This window comes from Legionella pneumophila subsp. pneumophila str. Philadelphia 1, from assembly GCF_000008485.1.
Classification (GTDB): Bacteria; Pseudomonadota; Gammaproteobacteria; order Legionellales; family Legionellaceae; genus Legionella; species Legionella pneumophila.
Genome location: NC_002942.5, coordinates 508,873 through 535,489, shown reverse-complemented (window position 1 = coordinate 535,489; position 26,617 = coordinate 508,873). Strand labels below are relative to the sequence as shown.

Below are 26,617 nucleotides of genomic sequence, written 5' to 3'. Positions count from 1 at the left end.
TTAGGAGAAATGCAAAATAGCATTTCATTATGCACTAATATGGGCCTCATAATCCAAGGTTCTATTGATCCAAAAATAACATCAAGGCCTTTTGTACATGCATCCTATTCTCACTCTGAGTAAAAATGATGGATGACGCGCTGTCGGGTAAAGTGGCAGAAACCTCTTTTCCCCTTTCCATAGGCATGCAATGCATAAACACTGAATCGGGTTTTGCATGGGACATTAATGTTTCATTAACCTGAAACCCTTTAAAAATCTTCCCCGCTTCAGGATTATCAAATCCCATACTTGTCCACACATCAGTATAAACGGCATCCGCTTGCTTCACGGCCTCCTCTGGTTTATCAAAATAATAAATCATTTGTTTCCCTGCCTTGCTTTGGGCCTCCTTAACAATAGCCTCATTAGGCTGATTTGATTTTGGGCAACAATAATGCACAGTGACACCTAACTGCGGTGCTAAAAGCATCAAACTATGCAAAATATTATTGCCATCCCCTATGTAAGTGAGGGTTAATCCTTTCAAAGCACCGAACTGTTCTTCAAGACTTAGCAAGTCAGCAAGAATTTGACAAGGGTGATGCAATGCGGAGAGGCCATTAATAATAGGGATTTTGGAATATTCGGCCATTTCTTGCAAAAAACTGTCCTCATGTGTTCTGACCATTACAAAATCAGCATAGCCATTTAAAACTCTAGCCATATCAGCTGGAGTCTCCTGCTTTCTTGAGTTAGCGATGCTTTCAACAACGATCCCCCCCATACTCTGAATCGCTAAAGCAAAACTCAAACGGGTTCTAAAGGAAGGTTTTTCAAAAATCATTACCAAACTTTTATTGGCAAGTGCCTGATTATATAATCCCGGGTTTTGTTTTAGAGAGCGAGCCTGGCTTAAGATAAACTGAATTTCCTCCCTTGCTAACTCTGTGCCAGTAAGAAAATGTCTTGGTTTGTATTCACCGGCAGGAAATGGAAAGCCTGTATCTTTATGAGAAACAAAATCAACGGCCTCACTACCCGTCTCCAGGCCAAAAATAGCTTGTTGTAAATTAATGACAAAAGTATTGGTCTTCACTTCATTAATTGCACATGGGTTATTCTGAGATTGAATTTTTTCAAGGCCATCGTCTTGCATTTCAATAGGAGTCAAATTGGTTGAGGTGGAAAAAGACATTCTTAGCCTCCTTTTAATAATTCATTCAGTGAACATTGTTTTTCTATCGCTTCTGCAATCCATGCCCCAACTTGATGGTGCGCATCACGAAAAGGCATACCCTTCATCACTAATGACTCCAGAATGGCAGTTGCATCAAGGTAACCACTTTGAGCTTTGGTTCTCATTAACGGGGTATTAAAAGTCAGACTTTGCAAAAAAGGAGTTATCATTTGCAGGCAAACGATTATCGTATTAATCGTATCAAATAATCCTTCTTTATCCTCCTGCATGTCTTTGTTATAAGCCAGGGGCAACCCCTTCATTACCGTTAAAATGGCCATTAGATGACCATAAACTCGTCCTGATTTGCCACGAATCAATTCAGGAACATCGGGATTTTTTTTGTTAGGCATCAATGAAGAGCCTGTAGCAAACGCATCATCCAATGTAACAAAATTAAACTCCTGGGTAGACCATAGAATCAAATCTTCACACAATCTGGAGAGATGCATCATAATCATTGCAGCAACACTGCATAATTCAATGACAAAGTCCCTGTCACTGACTGCATCAAGAGTATTAGGAATGATCCCTGCAAATCCCAAGGATTCAGCTACCCATTCTCTATCAAGAGGTAAGGTACTTCCTGCCAGTGCCCCGGCGCCCAATGGAGAATAATTCATGCGTTTAAACCAATCCTCTAATCTGCTTTTGTCTCGGCTAAACATGCATTGATACGCGTTAAAATAAGCCCCTAACGTAACAGGTTGGGCTTGCTGTAAATGAGTATAGCCTGGCATTAAATCCTGTTGATGTTTACTGGTTAGATCATCTAGACAATCGATAAGCCTTGTCAAAAGTTCATTAATCAGACAGCCTTTATCTCTGGTATATAAACGAAGATCCAAAGCCACTTGATCATTACGACTACGGCCGGTGTGTAATTTCTTACCCAAATCACCTATTTTTTGAATCAGCAATTGCTCAATAAACATATGTATGTCTTCTTCATCACGTTCATTAAATGAATATTGGCCTTGTTTTATCTCTGTTCTGATTTCTTCAAGAGCAGAATAAATCTCCTGGCATTCAGCTTCTGTTAAAATCTTCTGTTTAGCTAATTGTTTTACATGAACCTGACTGCCATTAATGTCCTGGTCAAAAAGCACATGATCAAAAGACAATGACGCATTAAACTGGTTGACACTGCTATCCAAAGATTTCTTAAATCGCCCTCCCCATGTTTTATTAGTCATAATTCCCCCCCTGATGTACCTGGCTATAAATTTTAGCGGATAAAGAAAAGAGGTTAATGAATCCTTCCGCATCTTTTTGGTTGTATACATTATCCTCTTCAAAAGTAGCCAATTCGGGATGATGCAAGCTATAGGGAGAATGCATACCGGCAGGGATAATGTTTCCTTTGAATAACTTTAACTTAACACAGCCTGTGACATGCTGCTGCGTCACATCAATGAATGCATCCAAAGCCTGTTTGGTTTGAGAAAACCATCTTCCTTCATAAACCAAATTGGCATAAGTTTGCTGTAAAGATTGCTTCAGATGTAACGTAGAACGAGTGAGACATAAACTCTCCAGTAGTTTATGTGCCTTATAAAGCACGGCAGCAGCAGGTGCTTCATAAATCCCTCGAATTTTCATTCCAACTAATCGATTTTCAACAATGTCCGCCACTCCAATACCATGCTGCCCTGCTTTTTGATTTAATGAATTTAAGAGATCCACTGGAGAAAGTTCTTGTCCATTTAAGGCGACTGGAACCCCCTTTTTGAAATCAAGAACAACCACTTCCTCTTCATCAGGAGTCTGTGATACAGGAGCAGTCATTAATAACACGTCATTCGGCATTTCCTGAGAAGGATCTTCGAGCACACCACCTTCATGAGAAATATACCAAATGTTATGATCTCTAGAATAAGGCGCTTTGGGAGTCACTGGTACCTCAATGCCATGCGCTTTAGCATACACAATTGCTTCCTGTCTTGATTTAATATCCCAAGTTCTCCAGGGAGCAATAATTTCAAGCTGAGGTGCAAGTGCCTTAATCGAATATTCAAAACGCACTTGATCATTCCCTTTACCGGTGGCTCCATGTGCAACGGCATTTACTTGCTCCGTCAAAGCAATTTCAACAAGCTTTTGAGCAATTAGTGGCCTTGAAATAGTGCCCAGAATGTATTGATCTTCATATAAAGCACCTGATTTTACCAAAGGCCAAAGATATTGAGTGGCAAACTCATTCTTCACATCGACTACATACGCTTTGGAAGCACCGCTTTTTAGCGCTTTATTTTTTATGGCATCGAGATCTTCCTGTTGCCCTAAATCACAAATCACAGCGATTACTTCAGCATGCTCATAATGCTCTTTAAGCCAAGGGATCATGATGGAGGTATCCAAGCCACCTGAATAAGCTAATGCGATTTTTTTAATAACCTTTTTCATAATATTTCCCCCTGGTAAAACTGCTGTAGATATAAAATAGGATCAGGCACCTCTTGGGTTTTAAAGTCAGCAATTAGTTGCCCTTGCTTTACAACCAACAATCGCTCCGCAATATTGGATAAAAAAAACAAATCATGAGAAGCGATAAGCATAGTGATTTTTAGAGTCTTCACTGTATTCAACAAAGCAATGACATCATTAGTGGTCGCCATATCAAGACCAGAAGTCGGTTCATCACAAAGCAATAAATCCGGTTTCATCATTAAGCTTCTAGCCAAGGCCACGCGTTGTTTTTGTCCACCAGACAATCCTTGTGGGTAAGAATGAGCTTTGTCTGACAAACCTAACATAGCAAGTAAAGCCCACGCGTTTGCTATATGATCAGCAGTTTTATCGTGAAGACTTGGCGCATAAATTAGGTTATTGAGTACTGTCATGTGCGGAAATAATTGAAAATCCTGAAACATAAATCCGCTTTTTCCTTCGCACTGGATAGAGCCTGAATCGATTGACTCCAATTGTTGTATGCATCTCAGTAAAGTTGTTTTTCCACTACCAGAAGGACCTACTAAACCAACAATACTGTTTGCTTGAATACTTAAATTAATCTCATTAAGTACTTGGGCATTGCCGATTTTTTTCGATGCGTTAATGACTTGCAGCATAATGTCCCCTTTTTTCGATTTTTTTACCTAGCGCTTCAAGGAGTAAGACCAAACTGTAGTAATAGAAACCCGTGATACATAAAGGCATAAAGTAAGTAAATTGTTGTGCTGCCAATGTTTGAGCCTGGCGCATTAAATCCATGCCTCCAATAGTAGAAATCAAGGCCGTTTCTTTTAACAAGGCGATCATTTCATTGATCATTGCGGGAAAAATATTTCTTACCACTTGAGGTAAAATAATATCTTTCCATAAGTAAAAGCTAGGAATTTGCAGAGTAAGGGCTGCTTCAAACTGCCCTTTGGGTAAACTCTCAATTCCGGCTCTTAAAATTTCAGCGAAATAAGCCGAACTATTCAAACCAAAAGCAACAATTCCAGCCACTAAAATACTTGGTCGCATACCTAATAAAACAGGCACTGCGAAATAAATAAAACTTAATTGTAAAATGAGTGGTGTGCCTCTCAATATGGATATGAATCGGTTTATAACAAAGCAAGCGATTCCTTGATGTCTGCAAATTGACAAGAGAGATCCAAGCAATACTCCAATCAGCATACCTCCTGTTAATAATTGCATAGTCAGAACTATTCCTTTGCCAATGAAAAACAGATTTTGCACCACCTCCATCATATTGACCCCTTTATCCAAATGGATTCCAATTTTTGAATTTCACCCTTCGCTTTAAGATTTTCCAATGCGGAATTGATTTCATCCCTTAGAGGAGAACCTTTTTTTAAGACCAATCCATAACCTTCATTTGCTTTCGCCAGGATGGAATAAGACAGCCCTGGATATTTCTTGCTATAAACACCCCCTTGTGCCCCATCCATAAGGACCACATCAACATGACCTGCGATTAAAGCTTCTATCGCTTGGTTGTTATTATCCAAAGCCGTAATTTCAGCATTAGGAAAGTTTTGATGAAGCCAAATTTCCATGACAGTACCCAGCTGGACTGCTATTTTTTTTCCTGTTAATTGCGAGATCTCTTTCACTGGTTGTGAAATATCAAAAACGGCAGCCATTCCTTCAAAATAATAAGGTATGGAAAAATCAAAATTTTTCTTACGTTCCTCGGTAATAGTAATTGTGGCAATCGCAACGTCATCCTGGCCTGAATTCAATGCAGGCAAAACCGTACTAAACTGCATGTTGTCAAAAACGGCTTCTTTACCCAACTCTTTGGCAATCAATTTTGCCAAATCAATATCAAATCCTTTTATTTCTCCATTTTCAATATATTCAAAAGGTGGATATTCTGCTGAAGTGGAAAAACGCAGTGTATTTTGATTTTTTTGCTCATTACAACTGGATATAAGTATAAAAGAACTGATTAATAACAAAAGACAAATCTTTTTCATGAATATGTATCCGATATTTATTCGTTTTGTGAATATACAGGATCAGGATTTGTACTGTCAAGAAAAAATGGATATAATTTCAATTTTAGTAATTTATATTCAATTTAATTGATAACAGGGAGAAAGCAATTGACTCATGATGCCTTTTTGGATGATTTGATTTTATCGATAGTGCAAACTGAAAGTATTGCGGAACAAAGTGATTTGCAGAACAGCTTAAAAAAAAGAGGGTATGAGATTCCTCAAGCAACCCTTTCTCGTCGCTTAAAAAAAATGAAAATTGCAAAAGTATCCGGTTATTACAAAATCATTGATTACAATCAGCCTGGCTTACCTCTGGTTCTAAATGTCCAGGTCTCTGATTTTGGGCTAATCATCCTGCAAACTCATCCTGGTAATGCAAACAGTCTTGCTTATTATATAGACCGTAAATACGTTTCCTTCAGCATAAAAGACTCTGCAAATTCAGGGATTTTAGGAACTATTGCCGGAGACGACACGGTCTTGCTCATTATTAAAAGTAAATCTGATCAACAAAAAGTTCTTGATATTTTAATGAAGGAATTTCCATATTTATTTGCTTCGTAGCTACAATTTTAATTTTACAGGGCTTATGAAAAACCCAAGCTCGAAGTAAATCATGTTTTTAATGAGGGAATTTAGATAAACTAAATGACAGAATTAAAAATATGTTTTAACAAAGAGTTTCATATCAATTTATAAGTCCTGTTTCAATAAATAGCAATTTGGTAGGACTGAAAGCATAGTGACAATGATAAATATCAACCTAACTAGGGTGTGTTGACAATTGGCTCCCAAAGCCTACGGGCCGCGACTTGTTCGCGGCATCCATGAGATCTAATCAGCTGCAGATTTCTTCATAAAGATCGCGCCATTCTGGATTTAACTCTTCAATTAAATTTAACTTCCACTGTCTGCACCAATTTTTGAAACGTTTCTCACGACGAGCAGCTTCTATGTACGTTTCATGCACTTCATAATAGACCAAGATATGTACATTATACCGTGCTGAAAACCCTGGAATCACTTTATTTTTGTGCTCCCAGACCCGCTTAATTAAATCAGATGTTGAGCCAACATATAGGGTGCCATTGCGCTTACTTGCCATAATATAGGCATAAAATGATTTCATCTTTCTTCCTTGTTATCGAGTTTTGGACTCGGTTCGATAATATCATTCAAATTATGTGGGTTACATAGGAAGCCAAATATATGAGCATGCCATTGCTAGCGTTGAAGCATAATTCCGTTTTAACTTATCGTATCTTGTTGCAATAGCACGAAACTGTTTAAGTCTGGCAAATATATTTTCAACTAGGTGACGATATTTATATAAACCCCGATCAACTTCAGCATTACCTGTTTTAGAGTTTTTCTTTCTGGGGATAATTGGAATGGAAGATTTTTGCTTAATTTGTTCTCGAATTTCTTCGCTGTCATAACCTTTGTCCGCAATAGTATAAGTTGCTATCGGTAAAGAGCTGATTAAGTCCGGTGCAGCTTTAGCATCATGTACTTCACCGCAAATCAACTGAAATGAAATTGGAAAACCAAAGGCATCCACAGCCATATGGATCTTTGTTGTATTGCCAGCGATCGATTTACCAATGGTTTCAATTGTTTTCATTGAGCATAAGTCTAAGCATTGCAAGCTCGTTTTGTACTTGGGGTTAGAACCGTTATAATACGAGTTTACTCTTATTTATCAATCAATTACACACTTATTCGAAGGACCGATTTCAAGTTGACCATCTCCTGGATGCCGCGAACAAGTCGCGGCACGTAGGCGTTGGGAGCCAATTGTCAACACGCCCTATAATTTACTATAAATGGTTGCATTAAATTGTTAACCGGGTCGTACTGATGGCGACCTGTATAATTCAAATTTTTTCCATAAACATGTAGTGAAATTGCTACATCATCTGATTCATTCATAACACTGTGAATGTCATTAGGCAAAAAACCAATTACCCCACCAGCGGGACGTATAACAGCCATTTTTTCTCTTATGATCTCGGCATACCCTGGCTTTGAACCATCATCCATTCTTTTCCAAAAATAATTTTTTTCAACGCCTATTATACTACCCACAACACCCCAAGTCTGGTGATCATGCGGAGTAATTTCTCGTCCTGACTGCCAGGCAACGATATTAACTGCTAAAGTATGATCTTTTTCTTCATGAATTAACCAGGAGTTAAAGCCAACCTCTGGATTGACATAGTAAAATTTTTTCTCCAGCCAGTCTTTATCTACAACCCAGCGTGCTAAAATTTCTGATACGAGAGCAATATTAGTATTATCATCTTGTTGCAGAATATTAAGCGCTTTGAGTTCGGTTATAAAAGGAATCAATCCTTTGGGAGTTAGATATTCCATAATTTACCATTTTATTGAGTAAACATTCAGATAAGAGATAATTTATCTTTTATGTACATTAACTTTAGCATGAAATGGAATTTAGCAATGCAAGAATTGCTTGCGGCCCCCAAGGAAATAGCTTGCTAAAACACAGAACAATAATACTTAAAAGGCGGAAAGTGTCATATCAAGAAATCCTTGCATGACACTCATAGTGGTTACAAAACTTAACTTTGTATCAAAGAAAAGGACCTCGTAAAGTAATTGTTGAATCCCTTTCAGGTCCTGTTGATAGCATATCAATAGGAATCCCTAATATCTCTTCAATTCGCTTTAGATAAGCCCTTGCATTGGCGGGTAAGTCACTCATCACAGTCACATCAGCAGTAGATTCCTGCCAACCAGGAAGCTCCTCATAGACTGGTAACAAATCGTTGAAATCATCAGCTGCCAGAGGAGGTCGAGATAATATATTGCCATCCCTGTCTTTATAAGCCACAGCAATCCGTAATACCTCTAAGCCATCGAGAACATCCAATTTGGTAACACAGAGTCCTGAAATACTATTTAACTCAATCGAGCGTTTTAATAAAACAGCGTCAAACCACCCACAACGTCTGGGTCTACCAGTTACTGCGCCGAATTCCTGTCCTCGTTCCGCAATGCGTTTTCCAACGTCATCAAGTAATTCAGTGGGGAATGGGCCACCGCCAACTCGAGTTGTGTAAGCTTTTGTAATGCCTAACACGTAATCAATATAGCGAGGACCAAATCCCGCACCATTAATTACAGATCCCACACAGGTATTTGAAGAAGTTACGTAGGGGTATGTTCCATGATCAATATCTAAATAAACACCTTGCGCCCCTTCGAATAAAATATTTTCACCTTGTTTTCTATGTTCATGCAAACATGCAGAAACATCGCAAACCATTGGTCTTAATTCTTCAGCCCATTGTAATGACTCACCCAATAGGGATTCCAAATCAACAGCTGGTTGTTTGAAATATTGTGTTAATACAAAATTATGATAATCCAATAATTCTGTTAATTTATTGGCAAATCGGTCTCTATGAAATAAATCACCTACTCTTAAAGCGCGCCGAGCCACTTTATCCTCATAAGCAGGACCTATACCACGACCTGTTGTTCCAATTGCAGACTTGCCCATATGTGTCTCACGAGCCTTATCCAAAGCAATGTGGTAAGGGAGAATCAGGGGGCAAGCCAGGCTAATGCGTAATCGCTCCCTCACATTGATGCCATTACCCTCAAGCTCCTTAATTTCACTAAGTAATGCCTGAGGTGATAAAACCACACCATTTGCAATATAGCAGGTTACGTTAGGGCGAAGCATCCCGGATGGAATTAAACGAAGTACTGTTTTTACTCCATTGATTTTTAATGTATGGCCTGCATTATGGCCCCCTTGATAACGGACAACCACTTGAGCATCTTGTGTCAGCAAATCAACAATTTTGCCTTTGCCTTCATCTCCCCATTGTGTACCCAAAACAACAACATTCTTACCCATGATTTACTCTTTGTTTGCATACCTGTAAAAATTAAAAATGCAGTTGCATTTTACGAGAAACCCAACTGCATTTATATTAGATGGATGATGCTAATAAATATCGAACCTGATTACAGCAAAATTTCACATTATAATTACTTTTTAGCCGCTGTACCATCATTTTTTGGCATAGCTTGTTTGAAATAATCAAAAAATGAACTGCTTTGATCCAATATTAAAATATCTTTTTTACTATGAAAACTGGCTTCATAGGCTAACAAGCTTTTGTATAAAGCAAAAAAATCAGGATTTTGAGTGTATGCTTTGGAATAGATAGCTGCTGCTTCCGCTTCACCAACTGCTCTAATTCGCTGAGCATTACTTTTAGTTTTAGCCAATAAAACCGTGACATCAGCATCAGCTTTCGCTTGGATCTGTTCTGCGGCAGCTTGTCCGTCAGCTCTATGTCTGTTTGCAATTTTTTGCATGTCGGCTCTCATGCGTTGATAGATAGCATTACTGGTATTTGAAGGCAACTCAATACCTTTAATACGAACATCAACCACTTTAATACCTAATTCACCAGCTTGCTTCTCAGCAGCATTACGCAGTATTTCCATAACATCATCACGCCCTCCTGAAACAGCATCGGATATAGTACGCTTACCAAATTGGGCTCTGAGCAAGGTATTTAACTGTTGTTCTAGCAACGTTTCAGCTTTAAATTCATTTCCACCTGTTGATTTAAAATACTGGGCTAAATCTGAAATTCGCCATTTCACATAATAGTCGACCATGACATCTTTTTTCTCTTTGGTCACAATACGGGTCGATTTGATGTCCATGGTTTGGATGCGTGTATCGAAAATTCGCACACTTTCGATAAAAGGGGTTTTAAAGTGGAGCCCAGGATTTAATACTTTCACTGCGTCAGTTTGAGGGTCTTTTACCAAACGTCCTAAACGTAAAATAATACCCTGCTGTCCTTGTGTAACAGTAAACATACTGGTAAACAAAAGCACTAGTACCAAAAAGATTAAGACACCCAATGTCGTTTTAAATGCATTCATTCTCAATCTCTCCCTTGACTATAAGTTGGTCTTGTGAGATCTCTTCCAGAAAGAATCAAGTTGTCCTCCTCATTACTGACATTCGTACCATTTTTTATGGCTTTTAGATTTTCAGATTGCGGAACGTATTGATTACCAAGTAGTTTATCTAAAGGTAGATACAATAAATTTCCTGCTTTACTGTCAACAATAATAGTACTGCTCTTATTCATTACTTTTTGCATAGCTTCAAGATACATCCGTTTAGCCGTAACTTGAGGAGCTGCATTGTATTGAGGAAGTAAGGCTAAAAATTCCGCTACTTCTCCCTGTGCCCTTAAGACGACTTGCTTCGAATAAGCTTCTGCTTCCTGTTGAATACGACTCGCTTTACCTTCTGCAATGGGCACCACTTTTGCTGCATAAGCATAAGCCTGTTCCTTGAAACGTTTTTCATCCTCTTGAGCTTTAATCGCGTCATCAAAAGCATCCTGAACACTTTCTGGAGCTCTGGCAGGTTGGGGTGACACATTAACGATTAAAATTCCGGTCTTATAGCTTTCTAAAGTTTTCGTCAGAGTTTCTTGTACTCTACCTCCCCAAACTTCTCGACCTTCAGTTATTATCTGATCCAGGGTTGTCGTACCTACAACTTGTCTTAAAGCGCTGGAAGTTGCCTGTTGTAAGCTTTCCTCAGGATTTGCGACATTAAACAAATACTCACTCAAATCATTAATGCGGTACTGGACAGCCAAAGAGACCGATACTAAATTTTCATCACTGGTAAGCATTTGAGCGGAGTAGGAGTAATCTAGCACCCTATCCACATTCATAACAATCTTTGATGAGATAAAACGAGGAATCCAATGAGGACCAGGGCCAACTGTTTCTACATATTTACCAAAGCGGAGTATCACAGCTTGCTCTGCAGGATCCACAATAAAAATACCAGAAAGAGCCCAAAGAATAAAAGCTATTAATAAAACTGTTACAGCAAGCAATCCGCCACTGGAACCACCTGACGAATTATTATTTGATTTGCCCGTGCCTCCAAAAAATGTTTTCTTCAATTTATCCTGGATACGTTTAAGAGCTTCATCCAAATCCGGAGGTTGATTTTTACCCGACCATGGATCTTTGCCCTTCTCTGGCTCATTCCACCCCATGTACTACTCCTAGCAATTTCAAATGAATTTAGGATTTTATGGGGTATATGAAGTTTAAGCAAGTAGATACTTCAGGACTTGTATATTGAAATGAAGCAAATGACTATCTGTACTTGGCAATCATCTGGAAATACTCAAGATGTTTTTAAACCTTCGCAGACCGCCATGGTGTCTGTCGAAGGTTCAAGATCAAAATATTGACATAAATTATTTTAGGACAACTCGTGGAGAACTCTGTTGAGACTCAATATCCTCATGTACCCTCGGTATCGGGTTAAACATTTCATTCAACACAATCCTGGTACGGCTCGTTGGATGATTTTTCGAATATCGAACTACTGTATCCCAATCACAATTTCCTTCGGCGATCATCCAGCGCATGGTACTCCAACGATTGGTAATCATTTGGCTATCATATGCTTGCGTGTATCGCCTGACAAATTCGGCATAGAGTTTCAGTGGGTTCCTCTCTGAACGTAGGTTTTCCGTGGCAGTAGTTGATAATGACGAAACATTTTCGCTGGCAAAGGAAGGATCACTGTATTTTCTCGTCACTAATTCTTCAACAATAAGGGCCGCCTCACTGGGAACACCGAGTAAATGACGAATAGAACTCCCCCATGAATGATCGGCATAAACTATATTATGCAAAGCACTTTCTCTTAGATGACAACGCTCCACAAAAGCATCGACCAATTGAGGCTTATCTGCCAAATAGGTACTGACCGCTTTTAAGAAAGCAACCCGGTTGCTGCTTAACAAATTTCGCATTTTTTCATTACGGGGTGGTTCAGCGCCACGGCATATTAGCATGGCAATCCCACGAAGAGCGTCTGCTTTATCATTCTCATTGGCCATGCGTTCACATAACTCTTCCACTGCTGTATGGCCAGTTTGTTTGTCTTCGAATAAATGATTGTTTTCGGATTCAAGAGACAAACTTTGAGTTGGTAACTCCAGTAAAGCCGCCAGTGCATTTATTTTGCCCAAACGAGCGGCCAAAATGACCGGAGTGTCTCTCATGCTACCCAGGGGATTTGTCAATTGCGCCCCCATGCTGGCTAATAAGGTAATGCCCTCTGCATAATCTAAAACAACAGCCTGATGAATAGGCTGGAAAGGAACATAGGCTGAGGATCTTAACGTTGTCGCGTGTACAATGGGATTTCTGGCTAAAATGGCAATTAACAGTTCCTGGCGTTTGGCATCTAATGCCAAAGACAACAAAGTGCGCCCATAACCATCCCGTTTATCCACATCAAAAAAACATCTTTTTACGTGATTAAAAGACTCTTCGATTTTTTTCCTTACTTTAGACAAAATACTCAAAACATCCGTTTTTTCACTCTCCCCGGGTGTGAAATTATTTTCATCCACTCCCAGCAGATGGAGCGCCAAGGAAATTTTTCCAGCAACAATTGCCTGGTGCAAGGGCTCACCAACATTCACATCTTTAGCCTCGTGAAGGACAAAATCTATTTTGGCAAGCAAATCCCTATTTGCATCGTCTATACCAAGCTTAGGCTCAGAGTATTGTTCGATCAAATAATTTAAAACGGTCATTTGAGAACCATTCGGCAACCAAAATAACTTTTCTAAATAATTTTTATCTTCTTCCAGCTTCTTTTGAATAAATTCTTTAAATTGCTCTAATTCCATTTGTAGAATCTTATTCATTTCACTTACAAAATCCATAATAATACTTCCTTTATTTATAAACTATTTATAGGACACCAATATTACACAATGGACAATGGGAGATCAAAATATTGTTAACTCTTTTTAATCTTGTCAACCACTTCCTGATTCAAACTCTCAGCAATCAAGCTCAACAATTTAACTGTATTATCGTAATCTCTTTTATCAAATATCCCGGCATGTTGGTGTGCATATCGAATAGGGATACCAATGTTGACGACAGGAACGCCCATGCCTGATGCCTGAACCTTGGAGCCATCTTCACCATATCCTGGCTCCACCTCAAGTTGTAGCGGGATATTATTTTTATTAGCAAGTTCCATTATCCAGTTAATTAACTCCTGATTGGGAATCATTGATTTGTCATAAACAAATAAGGATGGTCCCTTACCCAAACCAATTCGACCTTTTCTATCAGCCAGCAGCATTGGATAATCATCTGCGATTCCGACTTCAACATTAATTGCAATATCTGGATGAGTCGCTTTGTATACTGTACTGGCACCCCGCATACCAACTTCCTCTTGCACTGTGGCAGCAAGATATAATTGATTGGGTTGTTGTTTCACTGCTCTCAGAGCGTCACTAATGACAGCTAATCCTAGGCGATCATCCAAGGCCTTGCCTAAAAATCTGTTCTTGCTTAATTGGCTAAATTCACTTACTGGTGTGACTTCAAGACCAGGTTGGATTGCAAATTCTTTCTGAGCTTGTTCTTTATTCTCTGCTCCGATATCTAAAAACAGGGCATTGATATCAGGGGACCCTAACATTTTCTTATCACCCAATAAATGCGGAGAATCCATACCAGAATAAGCTAATACAGATCCTTTAGGTGTTGAAACTGTCCAGCGTTGAGCATAGATGACTGAGTTTGCGATCCCGCCTAAAGGGATAACTTTCAAAAAACCATCAGGTGTTATGGATTCCACCATAAACCCCGTTTCATCAAGGTGTGCCATGAAGAGTAATTTCGGTCCTTTCTGATTATCTCTACGCTGGCCGATCAAATTACCCATACCATCGATCTTTAGCTCCTCCATATAGGGTTGCCACTGTTTTTGCACCAAATGACGAACATTTTTTTCGTGCCCAGAGGCACCAGGTACCTCCGTCAATTGGGCCAAAAATGACATTTCAGCTGCTGAAGCTAAAAAGGAAACAATCAATCCGCTAACAAGAATTGCATGCTTTATCATAGATAACTTCCTTATTTTTTTATAAAAACCAGATCCCATACTCCATGGCCTAGACGCTCACCACGCAGCTCAAATTTTGTTAACGGCCTTGAGTCCGGGCGTGGTGAGTATCCGCCCTCTTTTTGTTGGTTAAACAAGGCGGATTCTGAAGATAAAACATTTAAAATGTGCTCTGCATAATCTTCCCAATCAGTAGCACAGTGAATAAATCCCGATGGCCTGATTTTTTTTACTAACATTTGAATAAATTCGGATTGAATCAGTCGTCGCTTATGATGACGCTTTTTATGCCACGGGTCGGGAAAGAAAATTTGAACCCCGGCAAGCGAGTTTTCTGGTATTTTAGTTTGTAATACTTCTACTGCATCATGCACTACTACCCGTACATTAGATATCTGGTACTCATGCAAGTCCGCTACCAGACTACCAACGCCTGCTTTATGTACTTCTATGCCCAGATAATTACATTGAGGGTTATTCATTGCCATGGCAAACAATGAGGTACCCATACCAAAACCAATCTCTACAATAGTATCTGCATCATGACGGCCAAATTCTTTTGCAAAATTCCAGGGAGTGGGACTATCAAATTTTAATTCATAGTCTTCAAGCCAAAGATCTAATCCTTGTTGCTGTCTGTTACTGATTCGCCCAGCGCGCAACACGTAACTTTTAATCTTACGTTGCATCACAATAACTCAATATAAAATTTCAGGATTATACTGATTTTGATTAAATATTCTACTTTTACCAGACACCTGTTTGGATAATAGCCCTGAAAAATCAGTTTTTAATGAAAACAAAGTAAAAATATTGCAATATTTGGGTTTTTTTGTTATAAAACCGCTCTTGTATTTCATATCTGGTTATTTTTTACAACGAAAGCCCCCCAAAATAAACACCACTGTAGTGCATTGGTAAGGGCTGTTAAAATTTTTTTTATCTTGGAGTAACACAATGTCTAGAGTATGTCAGGTAACTGGCAAGCGACCCATGGTTGGTCATAAAGTGTCGCACGCTAATAACAAAACCAAAAGACGCTTCCTGCCTAACATTCAGAATCATAAATTCTGGGTTGAAGAAGAAAATCGATTTGTCACCTTGCGGTTAAGTACCAAAGGTATGAGAATTATTGACAAGTTAGGCATAAAGGCAGTTCTGGATAAAATCAGAGCTAAAGGCGAGAAGATATAACAAGGGGATAAGCCATGGCAGCTGTTACAATTAAAGTGAAAATGGAATCCACAGCAGGAACTGGATACTATAAAACCACTACCAAAAATCCACGTAACCATCCTGAAAAGATGGAATTAATGATGTACGACCCTAAAGTACGAAAGCACGTGCTTTTCAAAGAGAAAAAAGTAAAATAAATTGATAGGCCCCTTTCTTTGGGGCTTACGCCCTATCATCATCCACTTTAAAACCAATTTGTTATATTTCAAAACAAGCCTATCATTTTATTAAAAATATAGGTAATTCCATTACTTTTAAATTCAAATTAACGCCCGTAAGCACTGGATAATCCTTGTGGATCGTTTAAACTGATAGTTAAAGACAGTGAAAAAAAAAGAGGATTTGAATGAAACCGACATTGCAGATTGGTATTGGTCAACATCTCACGTTAACCCCACAACTGCAACAAGCCATAAGACTGCTGCAATTATCCACCTTTGATTTACAACAAGAAATTCAACTCGTTGTTGAATCAAATCCTTTGCTTGAAGCCACTCCTGTTGAAGAAAAAGAAGACGCCCAAATAAATACTAATCAGAACCATGATGAATATTCAGATTTTCAATGGTCGCAACTGTATAATAACTTAAACAAGCGCAATAATTTTGAAGAAAACGATTACAATTTCGATAATTTACACTGCACTACCACCAATTTACAAGATCATCTTAACTGGCAACTTGACCTGACGCCTATGAGCGATATTGACCGAGTCATTGCTACAACAATTATTGATGCGATAAACGATGACGGCTTTTTAACTATACCCGTTGCTGAAATTCACGCCAGCTTAAATAGCGATGATTTCCCTCTGGATATAGAAGAAATAGAAGCAGTGAGACACAGGCTTCAATTATTTGACCCCGTAGGATGCGCATCTGTTAATTTAGCAGAAACACTCGTTTTGCAATTGGAACAACTTCCACTGGAACCCAAGCTTTTGGCTACTGCCAAGAAAGTCATTCTTGAAGACATTGAGTTGCTAGGGCAACATAACTACAGACAACTCATGAAAAATCATCAAATAAGTGAAAAAACAATTCATGAAATATTACAAGTCATTCATAAATTAAATCCAAAACCAGGAAGTTTGATCCATCAAGATAATATTGAATATGTTATTCCCGACTTGACTGTTAAAAAGATAGATAATCAATGGAAAGTTTTTTTGAATCAAGATATTCTTCCCAGGCTGAGTATCAATAGCCAATATGCCGCTTTAATCCAACGCGCAAACAATAGTCTGGATAATCAATTCTTAAAGCATAATTTGCAAGAAGCACGTTGGTTTTTAAAAAGCATTCAAAGCCGTCAGGAAACACTTCTAAAAGTAGCAACCTGTATCATGGAATACCAACATGGATTTCTGGAATTTGGTGAAGAAGCGATGGAACCATTAATATTGAATGATGTAGCTTCTGCCTTGGATATGCATGAATCAACGGTATCAAGAGTTACAACTCAAAAATTTATTAACACTCCTCGAGGTGTTTTTGAGTTAAAGTACTTCTTCTCCAGCCATGTCAATACTGATAGCGGAGGAGAATGCTCTTCCACCGCAATCCGAGCGGTAATAAAAAAATTAATTTCAGCAGAGAATAGAAAAAAACCTTTGAGTGATAGTAAAATTGCCCAACTAATAGGTGAGCAAGGCATTAAAGTAGCAAGACGTACTGTTGCCAAATATCGCGAAGCAATGGGGATTCCCCCATCCAATGAAAGAAAGGTTATTAGTAGTTAATTAATCGGTCAACGAAAGGAGGTTTTATGCAAATCAACATTACTGGACATGGTATGGATGTCACTCCTGCACTAAGAGCATTCACTGAAGAAAAATTTGATAAGCTTGAGCGTCATTTTGATCACATCAGAGCAATTAATGTAGTATTTGATGTCGAAAAAGTAAGACAAATAGCAGAAGCGACCGTATTGGTTACCAAAGGCGAGTTGCATGCCAGTTCAGAATCAGAAGACATGTATGCTGCTATTGATACTTTGGTAGACAAATTAAATCGACAACTGATTAAACATAAAGAAAAACTTTTAGCCCATAGAGACAGGGATTAAATGTTATTTTAAATACAAACCCTTTTACTTTAATTTAATATCAACACCTTCTCAGTGCTTATGTAAACTGACATAAAACAAATAACCGTTTTTTAGATGAGGTCATAGCACTGAGAAAGAGGGTTGATTACTAAAATCACTTATTTAATCACTGTACCTGATGCCAGAGTCATGATACATTGTATGTGCTATGATCAAGACCAAAATAAAGATAATCAACAGACTCGGTTTACATGCTCGTGCCTCAGCGAAATTTGTCTCAACAGCAGCAAAATTTCAAAGCCATATTGATGTAACCAAAGATACTCAGACCGTTAATGGCAAAAGCATTATGGGTGTGATGATGCTTGCTGCTAACAAAGGTAGTGAGTTGACGTTGGAAATTGACGGTCCAGATGAAGAACGCATGAATGAAGCTTTAGTCGAATTAATCAATAATCGATTTGGGGAAAGCGAATAAAGAATACTAACCAACGCTGTTTACCTCTGCTCCATATCTTTTTGCAACACACAGAGGTTCCTGTTCTCTATCAATGTTCCTCGCGTTCTTGTAACATCTTTATTATGATCAACCTGTGAGTCAATAAACTGACCTAAGATCTCAATACACCTTAATTGATACTAATCTGAAGAAATCTACTGTTCACAGGTCTGGGTAACAGATTTACATAATAATTCATCAAGAAATACACAATCCATGTCATTTGCTCATATTTCTTCTTTGTTTCCTCATTTTATGTAATGAAATCACCGTCAACATAGGGCCTGATAAAGCATAAATACCTGAACTTGCAAAAAGCACTATTGCAGGATTTGCAGCAATTGCAACAAACAAAAGAATCATCACTAAAACATATAAAAATGGAACCTTACCCTTATAATCCACTTCCTTAAAACTGTAATAGCGTAAATTACTCACCATCAATACGGAAACAATCAAGGCCAGGACAGCTGTAAATAAAGATACAATCAAATTTTCCCATTCATTTTGAAAACAGATCCAAGCAAAAGAAGCCATTACTGCTGCAGCCGGTGGACATGGGAGGCCCTGGAAATAACGCTTATCTGATTTTCCAATCTGAGTATTAAACCGAGCGAGACGCAACGCAACAGCCGCTGTATAAATAAATGCGACCAACCAACCAAATTTTCCTAATTGATGCAGAGTTAAATTATATAACAGCAAGGATGGCGCTACTCCAAAAGTAACCATATCAGACAAACTATCGTATTGAGCACCAAACTCAGTTTGTGTATTGGTTAGCCGGGCAATCCGTCCATCAAGACTGTCAGCGATCATTCCTATAAACATAGCGACTATAGCAGCCTCATATTGTCCTTTTGTGGAAGCCACTATTGAATAAAATGCTGCAAATAAACTGACAGTCGTTAATAAATTTGGTAACAAATAAATCCCAGAATGATTTTCTTTATTCATTCGCAATCATACCTCATTCATTTTTAAATCAAGGACATGCTATCATAAGTAGAACTAAATCTACTATGGAAACTTATGCTTAGTCATAAAGACAGCATGCAATTGTGACTAATAATTGGCAATGACTAAAGCGAAACAACCATTTATTGCAATAAAATAATTAATTTTCCCTGCAGGCCCAGCATGATGATGATATAATTATCATACTGTATTTAATATGCATAGAGTTATGTCTAATCGAAAAAATAAAACTATTGTCATTGAGGGTGTTACTTCACAAGGCAAAACATTTCGCCCAAGTGACTGGGCCGAGCGTATGAGCGGTTCTTTAGCTGTTTTTAAAAATAGTAGAATTTATTATTCTCCGCTCTTGCAACCAAGCGTTAATAGTGAGGGTTATAAATGCGTTTTACTTGATCCCAAACTCAAGGAATCAAGCCCACAAGTTTATCAGGCAATTATGGATTTTGCTAAAGCTAACAACTTGAAAATCTGTGGTGAAGAAGACTTATAACATTCCAAAGGATTGCCCTCCAGTTTTATTTTCTCAGGACTTAGGAAAACCCCCAATTTCTTGGTTAAAAACATTTTTGCCTCGATCTTGGGGGTTTTCCTAAGTCCTGTTTCTTTAAAGTGCAGACAAATCAATCAGAAAAACTAGAATCCCGCTGCGGCTTTTACTGATAAAGTTGCTTTGACAAAATAATCTAAAGCAGAATTAATCATGGCAATCGTATTATCAAAATTCATTGCAAAAACGCCTGCAATAAGAAATACCAATCCTTTTAATCCTTGTTGAGTACCTGGCTGGCTGGAATGAGCGACAAGTACACATCCACGTATAAACCACAGAACACCCGCCGTGCGAATTAAAAACCCCATTGAACTGTAGATATTGGCAGGATTATAATTGGAATAAGTTAATACATTACCGACACCAAAAGCGGTGTTTGCCATAAGATCCATACCCGAAGGCAAGTAGATTAAAAGTGCCCCAACTAATAAATACATCATTGGAGTAAACATTTTTTCCTGTGAGGAGGATTGAGCCCGATGATCCCCGATTTTTTTTAACTTGCCAATTGCCGTTAAAAAAAATAAGACACCCAATATATAAGCTCCTCCTGTGATAAGTTTTTGCACAGGATAAAGGGATTGGCTAATATTACCTAATATAGTGATTAAATCTATCGTGTTCATATGTTAATTATATGCGTTTAGCTCTTGCAATGCATAATTTTTCCCCTATATTAATCATTTTAGAATAAAAGTTGATATTCCTTATGCAAATAAATACTTTCCCCATCACTCTAGAAGAGTCTTTCATGATTTCTCCCAAGGTAAAGCACTTTATATTCAATTGTGAATTATCACCCCCTTTTGAATATTTACCAGGACAATTTATCACTATTCATTTTGAACATGATGGAAAAAACTTAAAGCGTAGTTACAGTATTGCCAATGAACCCAAAAAGGATAATCGCATTGAATTTGCTGCCGGGTATTTCGAAGGAGGACCAGGCACAGAACTACTCTACAATTTAAAGCCAGGTGATGTGATCCACATTAATGGACCTTTCGGTCGTTTGATTTTTAGAGATGAAACTCCAGGAAGATACATATTGGTAGCGACTAGTACTGGTACCACACCTTATAGAGCCATGCTTAATGAGCTTGGTCAAAGAATAGAAAAACATCCTGATTTGCAGGTAGTCATCCTTCAAGGAGTGCAACGCAGCGAAGAGATTCTCTATCCAGATGATTTTCAAGCCTTTGCAAAAAAATATCCTCAAGCAAGTTTTCGTCCCTATTTAAGCCGTGTGCAAAAACAAGACTTGAAAGACAATGAATACAGTGGTTATGTACAACATGCATTTCCAGAGCTTAATTTAAATCCAACTCGCGATATGGTTTATTTATGTGGAAATCCAGGTATGATCGACGAGGCATTTAATTATTTAAAAGAACATGGTTTTTCCATGCAACATATTGTACGTGAAAAATATATTTCACGCTGAAATACCGCATCAAAAACCATTGTTAATCAATGTCATCCTTTCGGTAAATAACCCGGATTTGACAAAAGATGACTAATCGTTATTTAAATTTAATAGGTGCCAAACCACTTCGAAAGGTCGACACCCGATAATGAGGAGATAAAGACGCTATGAGTTATGAAGAATTATCAAATACCATGGAGCAAATGCTGCATGAAGGAAAAGGTATTTTAGCTGCAGATGAAAGCAACAGTACAATTGGCAAACGCTTTGCGTCAATCAATACAGAAAATACCGAGGAAAATCGAAGAGATTATCGCTTGTTACTAGCGACCACTCCTGATTTAGAACAGTATATCAACGGCGTCATTTTATTTGAGGAAACTTTTACTCAAACTGATGAGCATGGAACACCAATTCCTGAGCTTTTTGCTAATAAAGGCATTATTCCTGGAATTAAAGTAGACAAAGGGCTTGTTGATTTAGCCAATACAGAACATGAAAAAGTTACCCAGGGATTAGATGGTTTAACTGAGCGTCTACTTCATTTTAAAAAATTAGGTGCAAAATTCGCAAAATGGAGAAACGTTTATTCAATTTCCGAATACACTCCCAGCCTAACTGCAATCAAAACAGGAGCTGAAAATTTGGGCCGTTACGCTGCTGCTTGTCAATCAGTCGGCATCGTCCCAATTGTTGAGCCTGAAGTATTAATGGATGGCAACCATAGCATAGAACATTGTGCAGAAGTCTGTGAAATGGTTCTCCATGAGCTGTTTCATACCTTGTTTATCCATCAAGTGGAGTTGGAGCATATTATACTTAAACCGAGTATGGTTACCTGTGGTAAAGAAGTGGCCCCGTTTAGCGATCCTGAAGAAGTGGCTGACTACACCATTAGTGTATTTCGTAATAATGTTCCAGCGTCAGTACCCACCATTAATTTCCTCTCCGGTGGCCAAACACCCCAACAGGCTACCGCTAACTTGAATGCAATCAATCAAATTGGCCACCAACCCTGGTTATTAAGTTTTTCATTTGGAAGAGCATTACAAGAGGATTGCTTAAAGGAATGGTGTGGAAACAAAGCAAATATTGCCAAAGCGCAAGAGGCTTTAATTAAGAGAGCCCGCTTAAACAGTATGGCTTGTTTGGGTGAATACCAAAACGACATGGAGTAAAGTTGCAATAGCGACAGAACCTTCTCTCGACCAGGAAGGCTGTCGCTTTAATTTTAATCATACAAGGCTTGCTAAAAACCCCATGGTCAAGGCAAAAAATTTTAAATGAGGGAGTTGGAATAAACCAAATGACCGCATTAAAAATCTTTTTCAACAAAGAGACTGGAGGTAACCCTGTCATAATAATTCAAAACGTGCATACAAGGGTAAATGATCAGATAACATCCGCCAAGGTTTGCCCTGTAAACAAGCAACCTCTTGAACTTTCATCCCGCGAAAATACACCCTGTCGACACACAAAGCAGGTTTTATTGCAGGAAATGAACGGGCATGTTGTCCTTCAAGCGCGACAAAAGCTTCTTCAATCCCTAAGTTTTCAGCAAGGATTTTAGAAATAACATGACGCCAATCATTAAAATCTCCTGCCATTATCAAAGGCTCATTTTTAGGCACAACATCTTTAATACGCTGTATCAATGCCTTACATTGCTCAGTACGCTCTGCCTTGAATAGGCCTAAATGAACACACAAAAGATGAATAATATTATTATCCAATTTTAATTGGGTATGAAGTATACCTCTTGATGCTCTGTTCATGTTTGAAAGATTAATACTTTCAAAACTCTCGAACGGGTATTTGCTTAAAATAGCATTTCCGTGGTGGCCAGATTGATATACTGCATTCTTTGCATAAACGTAATGTGGCCATATATTCTCAGCAATGTACTCACATTGAGGGGAATCAGGCCAACTGACAATTCTTTTTTCGCGTTTTCTATGTTTACCTTGCACTTCTTGTAAAAAAACAAAGTCCGGATTTAATCCAGCGATAGCATCTCGCATTTCTGGAAGCAAAAACCTTACTGCACCTACCCCAAAACCTTTATGAATATTATATGTTATCAGCGATACGCTGCGCACCTCAGGTTGCATAGATACTCTATCTCTCATTTAGGTTTCTATAATCAGTATAATGGTAATAGGATTAATGTATTGCTCTATAATTATAACCCACATTTTGAAAAGAATTTGTCATTAAACATGATTAACTCGGACTCTGAATTATTTTTATTTATCATAATATTGGCCCTTCCCCAAAAACCAGTAAAGCCATTTATTTTGTGATCTTTTATAGTTTGTTACAAGTCAACCCAATAATCGACTTACTTTATTGCTTTTTGTCTATTTCAATTACTATCAAGACTTGCGAAAAAAACCAAGACCAAGGCAAAAATTGATTTTGATGAGGAAGATTAAATAAACTAAATGACTGGATTAAAAGCATTTTTTAGCGAAGAGATTATTTTTTTCGCAAGTCCTGACTATTTTAAAAACTGAATTTACATCCCTGCGTATAAAGTAATAAGCTATAACTATTACCTACAAACCAAAGAAAATTGATGAAAACAAAGATTTTAAGTATCCCGGGACTATCTATAGCATGCAAAGTATGGGGAAATCCTGATAATCCGCCTATTCTTGCCTTGCACGGTTGGTTAGATAATGCTAATAGTTTTGATAATATTGCTGAACATTTACAGAATGATTACTATTTTATAGCCGTAGATCTACCTGGACATGGTCATTCTTCACACTTACCCCCAGGATGTATATATCATTTTACTGATGGAATATTTACTGTTGTTGAAATTATTAATGCCTTGGGACTAAATAAGCTTCACTTGCTAGGGCACTCTATGGGAGCCTGCTTGGGAAGTCTTGTAGCTGGGGTTGCGCCGGATCGTTTTCTTTCATTAAGCTTAATCGAAGGTTTAGGCCCTTTTTCTCACCCGGCAGAAACAGCATGCCAGCAACTGTCAAAATACCTGGACTATCTATCACAAAAACAATCAAAAAAGGCAAAAGGCTACAATAAGTTTGAACATGCTGCTCTTGCCCGATCCGTTAAAGGATATGTTTCTCTGGATATTGCCAAGTCACTTTGCGAACGCGGAATTCAACAAGAAAATGGTCTATATTATTGGAGACACGATCGCAGGCTATTAGCCCCATCTCCATTACAAATGACTGAAGCACAAGTTCTTTCCTGCCTTACAGAAATAAAAGCTCAAACTTACCTTATTTGGGCCAGCAAAGGATTTTCATTTGATTCGGATAAGATGAAAGCAAGGATTCAAGCAGTAAAAAATATTAAAATTGAGAGGTTAGATGGTGGACACCATATTCATATGGAAAAGCCAGAAGTCATCAGTCGACTTCTGGCTAAATTTTATCAATCAATAAAATGAATTAATCGACATAACAAGATTGATAATTTATAGTCACTTCACTCAATGACTTCTTAACATCATCCAGATTGTAACCCAGGTCTTTGGCAGCACTCAACATACCGCAACCACCCTCATCAAATGTTGAATAAGGTGTCCAATAATCCATATTGGCTTTCACCATGACATCAAAAGCCATTCGAAGATTCCAATTAGGTTGATTGGCTAATATGTAGAATAAATGGTTATACACTCCACTGGAGTAATGAACATCTAACCCACCATAATAATCATCAGCTACATCAATAGACATACCATCACGGCTTGGTTTATCCATGTAACGCAATGCGTCATAACCACTGTCTTCTTTCATTATTTCCGGGCCGATTTGCCAGCTGTTTTTTCCAACCGAATAATATTCAGCAGCTTGGGCAGCCATATCTGAAAACGACTCATTCATGCCACCAGACTGACCGAAATATTCAAGTCCAGAATGTTGTTCGGTGAACCCGTGACTGATTTCATGGCCACCTACACCTAGAGAAACCAAAGGATACATCATGGTGTCACCATCACCAAAGGTCATTTGTTTGCCGTCCCAGTAGGCGTTTTCATAGCCTTGACCATAATGCACTCTCATAACTAATTGCATTGGCGATCCATCTGATTTAGTCAATGCCTCCACCCCATACCAATCATGGTACATGTGTTTAATGACATAACCTGCATACAATGCGTCATTGGTAGGAGAAGCGGCTCCATTATCTCTATCATAACCATCAGCCGAATATCCGGTATAATAAGTTTTAGTCGATTGAGTGTCGGGAGTCTCTTTACAAGTAAATTGCATAGGTTTGTTATTTGAATAGTACTTATGTCCCATGTCGACTACTTTAACATCGGTATTTTCCATAAAGCACATTTCAACACTTGAATCACGTGTGATTTCTAATAATGGCAAGTCCTTGCCAAATTGATATTCACCAATTTTACGATTTCCACCAAAGCCCATCCCTTTTGCTTGAACTTTTTCCGTTTTTACATCATCCCATTGAACAAAAGGCTTATTGGTTTCTGCATCAATAATTGCTGTTGGTCGCTCAGGAATTCTATCGTCATGGATAACTAAAACGCTGACTTTGTAAGCCCAATGAGCTTGATGTTTTTCATCAATATAAATCATTGGGGTTACTTGATCTTCACTAATTTGTTTATTCGCGTATTTATCCTTAAATTGTTGTAATGCCAAAGAAGCATTTTTCACAAATGAAGGTTTAGGCTGGCCTAATTCTGCTTGCAACCCATCATAAATCACACCATTCATTTTCACATCAGATTTTGCCGTCGCTAAACTAGGAGTGGCATTCTTACTGTGCAGAATAGCGTAACCACCAAAAACTGGAAACCCGGCATATTGTTGCTGCATACGAACATGCGTCACTTTATTCCCATCAGTATGCTGTCTTATAAACTGCAAACTATTCGTTGAAACTACAGCACCTTTCATAACACCAGGCAAAGTCAATTGAAATTTTTGTGTGACTTCAGAAAAAGATGACTTTTGTAAAGGGATCGGGTCGGCTGCCTTCACAGGTGAAGCAATCCCTAATGCTATAGCTACAGCTAAAGGTGACAAATAATAATTTGGGTGCATTGATTCTAACTCCTTAAACTAAATTCTCATACAGCAACTCTTCCTGGAGTGCCCAGGTTTGTTATATTCCCCTATAATTTTTCAGTTAATTTTTTAGCGTAGACTAATGCTCAACTGCAAAATTAAGGATGATCCAAATCAGGACAATACTTAAGAT

At 38.3% G+C, this 26,617-nt stretch carries 28 protein-coding genes and 1 pseudogene; 10 read left to right on the top strand and 19 right to left on the bottom strand.

Features of this window, described 5'->3' with window-relative positions; translation table 11 throughout:
• Positions 1-61: 61 nt before the first annotated feature.
• The 6 genes from argF to LPG_RS02445 are packed head-to-tail and all read right to left on the bottom strand — an operon-like array spanning position 62 to position 5,652.
• A complete protein-coding gene (gene argF, locus LPG_RS02470) occupies positions 62-1,177 on the bottom strand; it encodes an ornithine carbamoyltransferase (protein WP_010946244.1) in 1,116 nt (371 codons plus the stop codon).
• A gap of 2 nt (positions 1,178-1,179) precedes the next feature.
• Positions 1,180-2,415: an argininosuccinate lyase gene (gene argH / locus LPG_RS02465; protein ID WP_015444810.1), complete on the bottom strand. Its 1,236-nt coding sequence runs from the start codon at positions 2,413-2,415 to the stop codon at positions 1,180-1,182.
• Positions 2,408-3,625 carry an argininosuccinate synthase gene (locus tag LPG_RS02460; RefSeq protein ID WP_010946242.1) on the bottom strand — a complete coding sequence of 406 codons (1,218 nt, stop codon included), beginning with the start codon at positions 3,623-3,625 and terminating at the stop codon, positions 2,408-2,410. Before LPG_RS02460 ends, argH begins: the two co-directional genes overlap by 8 nt.
• Positions 3,622-4,290 carry an amino acid ABC transporter ATP-binding protein gene (locus tag LPG_RS02455; protein ID WP_010946241.1) on the bottom strand — a complete coding sequence of 223 codons (669 nt, stop codon included), beginning with the start codon at positions 4,288-4,290 and terminating at the stop codon, positions 3,622-3,624. The genes LPG_RS02460 and LPG_RS02455 overlap by 4 nt, the downstream gene beginning before the upstream one ends.
• On the bottom strand, positions 4,274-4,921 hold the full coding sequence (locus tag LPG_RS02450) for an amino acid ABC transporter permease (protein ID WP_016356730.1): 648 nt from the start codon (positions 4,919-4,921) through the stop codon (positions 4,274-4,276). The genes LPG_RS02455 and LPG_RS02450 overlap by 17 nt, the downstream gene beginning before the upstream one ends.
• A complete protein-coding gene (locus LPG_RS02445) occupies positions 4,918-5,652 on the bottom strand; it encodes an ABC transporter substrate-binding protein (RefSeq protein WP_010946239.1) in 735 nt (244 codons plus the stop codon). The genes LPG_RS02450 and LPG_RS02445 overlap by 4 nt, the downstream gene beginning before the upstream one ends.
• 129 nt (positions 5,653-5,781) lie before the next feature.
• On the opposite strand from LPG_RS02445, the gene LPG_RS02440 reads away from it, so the two are divergent.
• Positions 5,782-6,240 (top strand): arginine repressor, encoded by a 459-nt coding sequence (locus tag LPG_RS02440; protein ID WP_015444813.1) that lies wholly within the window; start codon positions 5,782-5,784, stop codon positions 6,238-6,240.
• A 274-nt stretch (positions 6,241-6,514) separates the two neighbouring features.
• On the opposite strand, the gene LPG_RS02435 is transcribed toward LPG_RS02440, so the two are convergent.
• The 9 genes and pseudogenes from LPG_RS02435 to trmB form a co-directional block, all read right to left on the bottom strand.
• Positions 6,515-6,805 carry a GIY-YIG nuclease family protein gene (locus LPG_RS02435; protein WP_010946237.1) on the bottom strand — a complete coding sequence of 97 codons (291 nt, stop codon included), beginning with the start codon at positions 6,803-6,805 and terminating at the stop codon, positions 6,515-6,517.
• Positions 6,806-6,865: 60 nt separating this feature from the next.
• Positions 6,866-7,288 (bottom strand): annotated as a pseudogene (locus LPG_RS02430) (IS5 family transposase); the annotation flags it as partial.
• Between the two features lie 188 nt (positions 7,289-7,476).
• The gene (locus LPG_RS02425) at positions 7,477-8,052 is read right to left on the bottom strand and encodes a cupin (protein ID WP_010946235.1); all 576 of its coding nucleotides are present in this window, start codon (positions 8,050-8,052) and stop codon (positions 7,477-7,479) included.
• Positions 8,053-8,272: 220 nt separating this feature from the next.
• Entirely contained in the window at positions 8,273-9,568 is a 1,296-nt protein-coding gene (locus LPG_RS02420; protein WP_010946234.1) for an adenylosuccinate synthase, read from the bottom strand.
• Positions 9,569-9,702: 134 nt separating this feature from the next.
• On the bottom strand, positions 9,703-10,617 hold the full coding sequence (gene hflC / locus LPG_RS02415; RefSeq protein WP_014843370.1) for a protease modulator HflC: 915 nt from the start codon (positions 10,615-10,617) through the stop codon (positions 9,703-9,705).
• 2 nt (positions 10,618-10,619) lie between these two features.
• Complete coding sequence (gene hflK / locus LPG_RS02410; protein ID WP_010946232.1) at positions 10,620-11,762, bottom strand: FtsH protease activity modulator HflK; 1,143 nt, start codon at positions 11,760-11,762, stop codon at positions 10,620-10,622.
• 207 nt (positions 11,763-11,969) lie between these two features.
• Positions 11,970-13,457: a Dot/Icm T4SS effector AnkC/LegA12 gene (gene ankC / locus LPG_RS02405; RefSeq protein WP_010946231.1), complete on the bottom strand. Its 1,488-nt coding sequence runs from the start codon at positions 13,455-13,457 to the stop codon at positions 11,970-11,972.
• 77 nt (positions 13,458-13,534) lie between these two features.
• Positions 13,535-14,659, bottom strand: a complete 1,125-nt coding sequence (locus LPG_RS02400) for a M42 family metallopeptidase (RefSeq protein WP_015444814.1) — start codon at positions 14,657-14,659, stop codon at positions 13,535-13,537.
• Between the two features lie 11 nt (positions 14,660-14,670).
• Entirely contained in the window at positions 14,671-15,348 is a 678-nt protein-coding gene (gene trmB / locus LPG_RS02395; RefSeq protein WP_015444815.1) for a tRNA (guanosine(46)-N7)-methyltransferase TrmB, read from the bottom strand.
• Positions 15,349-15,616: 268 nt separating this feature from the next.
• Between trmB and rpmB the strand changes: the two genes are divergently transcribed.
• The 5 genes from rpmB to LPG_RS02370 all read left to right on the top strand — a co-directional run bounded on the left by rpmB (position 15,617) and on the right by LPG_RS02370 (position 18,422).
• The gene (gene rpmB / locus LPG_RS02390; protein ID WP_010946227.1) at positions 15,617-15,853 is read left to right on the top strand and encodes a 50S ribosomal protein L28; all 237 of its coding nucleotides are present in this window, start codon (positions 15,617-15,619) and stop codon (positions 15,851-15,853) included.
• Positions 15,854-15,867: 14 nt separating this feature from the next.
• Complete coding sequence (gene rpmG / locus LPG_RS02385; protein WP_003635328.1) at positions 15,868-16,032, top strand: 50S ribosomal protein L33; 165 nt, start codon at positions 15,868-15,870, stop codon at positions 16,030-16,032.
• A 209-nt stretch (positions 16,033-16,241) separates the two neighbouring features.
• Entirely contained in the window at positions 16,242-17,636 is a 1,395-nt protein-coding gene (locus LPG_RS02380; protein ID WP_010946226.1) for an RNA polymerase factor sigma-54, read from the top strand.
• 26 nt (positions 17,637-17,662) lie between these two features.
• Complete coding sequence (hpf, locus tag LPG_RS02375; RefSeq protein WP_010946225.1) at positions 17,663-17,962, top strand: ribosome hibernation promoting factor; 300 nt, start codon at positions 17,663-17,665, stop codon at positions 17,960-17,962.
• 190 nt (positions 17,963-18,152) lie between these two features.
• On the top strand, positions 18,153-18,422 hold the full coding sequence (locus tag LPG_RS02370; protein ID WP_010946224.1) for an HPr family phosphocarrier protein: 270 nt from the start codon (positions 18,153-18,155) through the stop codon (positions 18,420-18,422).
• Positions 18,423-18,662: 240 nt separating this feature from the next.
• Here the strand turns inward: LPG_RS02370 and pssA are convergent, their stop codons facing one another.
• The gene (gene pssA / locus LPG_RS02365) at positions 18,663-19,400 is read right to left on the bottom strand and encodes a CDP-diacylglycerol--serine O-phosphatidyltransferase (RefSeq protein ID WP_015444818.1); all 738 of its coding nucleotides are present in this window, start codon (positions 19,398-19,400) and stop codon (positions 18,663-18,665) included.
• A gap of 229 nt (positions 19,401-19,629) precedes the next feature.
• Here pssA and LPG_RS02360 point away from each other — a divergent pair, with 229 nt between their 5' ends.
• Positions 19,630-19,914, top strand: a complete 285-nt coding sequence (locus tag LPG_RS02360) for a DUF3579 domain-containing protein (RefSeq protein WP_011945638.1) — start codon at positions 19,630-19,632, stop codon at positions 19,912-19,914.
• A 143-nt stretch (positions 19,915-20,057) separates the two neighbouring features.
• Here the strand turns inward: LPG_RS02360 and dotV are convergent, their stop codons facing one another.
• A complete protein-coding gene (gene dotV / locus LPG_RS02355) occupies positions 20,058-20,600 on the bottom strand; it encodes a type IV secretion system protein DotV (protein ID WP_010946221.1) in 543 nt (180 codons plus the stop codon).
• A gap of 83 nt (positions 20,601-20,683) precedes the next feature.
• Here dotV and LPG_RS02350 point away from each other — a divergent pair, with 83 nt between their 5' ends.
• Positions 20,684-21,418 (top strand): ferredoxin--NADP reductase, encoded by a 735-nt coding sequence (locus LPG_RS02350; RefSeq protein ID WP_016356729.1) that lies wholly within the window; start codon positions 20,684-20,686, stop codon positions 21,416-21,418.
• Positions 21,419-21,567: 149 nt separating this feature from the next.
• Entirely contained in the window at positions 21,568-22,578 is a 1,011-nt protein-coding gene (locus LPG_RS02345) for a class I fructose-bisphosphate aldolase (RefSeq protein ID WP_010946219.1), read from the top strand.
• Between the two features lie 177 nt (positions 22,579-22,755).
• Here the strand turns inward: LPG_RS02345 and LPG_RS02340 are convergent, their stop codons facing one another.
• Complete coding sequence (locus LPG_RS02340; RefSeq protein WP_011945636.1) at positions 22,756-23,511, bottom strand: endonuclease/exonuclease/phosphatase family protein; 756 nt, start codon at positions 23,509-23,511, stop codon at positions 22,756-22,758.
• Between the two features lie 467 nt (positions 23,512-23,978).
• Here LPG_RS02340 and LPG_RS02335 point away from each other — a divergent pair, with 467 nt between their 5' ends.
• Positions 23,979-24,827 carry an alpha/beta fold hydrolase gene (locus LPG_RS02335; protein ID WP_015444823.1) on the top strand — a complete coding sequence of 283 codons (849 nt, stop codon included), beginning with the start codon at positions 23,979-23,981 and terminating at the stop codon, positions 24,825-24,827.
• Between the two features lies 1 nt (position 24,828).
• Here LPG_RS02335 and proA read toward each other — a convergent pair whose 3' ends face one another.
• A complete protein-coding gene (proA, locus tag LPG_RS02330; protein ID WP_010946216.1) occupies positions 24,829-26,460 on the bottom strand; it encodes a zinc metalloprotease ProA in 1,632 nt (543 codons plus the stop codon).
• Between the last annotated feature and the right edge of the window lie 157 nt (positions 26,461-26,617).

Coding starts and splice junctions, on each gene's coding strand:
- argF (WP_010946244.1), bottom strand. CDS start 1,177: ATGTCTTTTTCCACCTCAACCAATTTGACTCCTATTGAAATGCAAGAC.
- argH (WP_015444810.1), bottom strand. CDS start 2,415: ATGACTAATAAAACATGGGGAGGGCGATTTAAGAAATCTTTGGATAGC.
- LPG_RS02460 (WP_010946242.1), bottom strand. CDS start 3,625: ATGAAAAAGGTTATTAAAAAAATCGCATTAGCTTATTCAGGTGGCTTG.
- LPG_RS02455 (WP_010946241.1), bottom strand. CDS start 4,290: ATGCTGCAAGTCATTAACGCATCGAAAAAAATCGGCAATGCCCAAGTA.
- LPG_RS02450 (WP_016356730.1), bottom strand. CDS start 4,921: ATGATGGAGGTGGTGCAAAATCTGTTTTTCATTGGCAAAGGAATAGTT.
- LPG_RS02445 (WP_010946239.1), bottom strand. CDS start 5,652: ATGAAAAAGATTTGTCTTTTGTTATTAATCAGTTCTTTTATACTTATA.
- LPG_RS02435 (WP_010946237.1), bottom strand. CDS start 6,805: ATGAAATCATTTTATGCCTATATTATGGCAAGTAAGCGCAATGGCACC.
- LPG_RS02425 (WP_010946235.1), bottom strand. CDS start 8,052: ATGGAATATCTAACTCCCAAAGGATTGATTCCTTTTATAACCGAACTC.
- LPG_RS02420 (WP_010946234.1), bottom strand. CDS start 9,568: ATGGGTAAGAATGTTGTTGTTTTGGGTACACAATGGGGAGATGAAGGC.
- hflC (WP_014843370.1), bottom strand. CDS start 10,617: ATGAATGCATTTAAAACGACATTGGGTGTCTTAATCTTTTTGGTACTA.
- hflK (WP_010946232.1), bottom strand. CDS start 11,762: ATGGGGTGGAATGAGCCAGAGAAGGGCAAAGATCCATGGTCGGGTAAA.
- ankC (WP_010946231.1), bottom strand. CDS start 13,457: ATGGATTTTGTAAGTGAAATGAATAAGATTCTACAAATGGAATTAGAG.
- LPG_RS02400 (WP_015444814.1), bottom strand. CDS start 14,659: ATGATAAAGCATGCAATTCTTGTTAGCGGATTGATTGTTTCCTTTTTA.
- trmB (WP_015444815.1), bottom strand. CDS start 15,348: ATGCAACGTAAGATTAAAAGTTACGTGTTGCGCGCTGGGCGAATCAGT.
- rpmB (WP_010946227.1), top strand. CDS start 15,617: ATGTCTAGAGTATGTCAGGTAACTGGCAAGCGACCCATGGTTGGTCAT.
- rpmG (WP_003635328.1), top strand. CDS start 15,868: ATGGCAGCTGTTACAATTAAAGTGAAAATGGAATCCACAGCAGGAACT.
- LPG_RS02380 (WP_010946226.1), top strand. CDS start 16,242: ATGAAACCGACATTGCAGATTGGTATTGGTCAACATCTCACGTTAACC.
- hpf (WP_010946225.1), top strand. CDS start 17,663: ATGCAAATCAACATTACTGGACATGGTATGGATGTCACTCCTGCACTA.
- LPG_RS02370 (WP_010946224.1), top strand. CDS start 18,153: ATGATCAAGACCAAAATAAAGATAATCAACAGACTCGGTTTACATGCT.
- pssA (WP_015444818.1), bottom strand. CDS start 19,400: ATGAATAAAGAAAATCATTCTGGGATTTATTTGTTACCAAATTTATTA.
- LPG_RS02360 (WP_011945638.1), top strand. CDS start 19,630: ATGTCTAATCGAAAAAATAAAACTATTGTCATTGAGGGTGTTACTTCA.
- dotV (WP_010946221.1), bottom strand. CDS start 20,600: ATGAACACGATAGATTTAATCACTATATTAGGTAATATTAGCCAATCC.
- LPG_RS02350 (WP_016356729.1), top strand. CDS start 20,684: ATGCAAATAAATACTTTCCCCATCACTCTAGAAGAGTCTTTCATGATT.
- LPG_RS02345 (WP_010946219.1), top strand. CDS start 21,568: ATGAGTTATGAAGAATTATCAAATACCATGGAGCAAATGCTGCATGAA.
- LPG_RS02340 (WP_011945636.1), bottom strand. CDS start 23,511: ATGCAACCTGAGGTGCGCAGCGTATCGCTGATAACATATAATATTCAT.
- LPG_RS02335 (WP_015444823.1), top strand. CDS start 23,979: ATGAAAACAAAGATTTTAAGTATCCCGGGACTATCTATAGCATGCAAA.
- proA (WP_010946216.1), bottom strand. CDS start 26,460: ATGCACCCAAATTATTATTTGTCACCTTTAGCTGTAGCTATAGCATTA.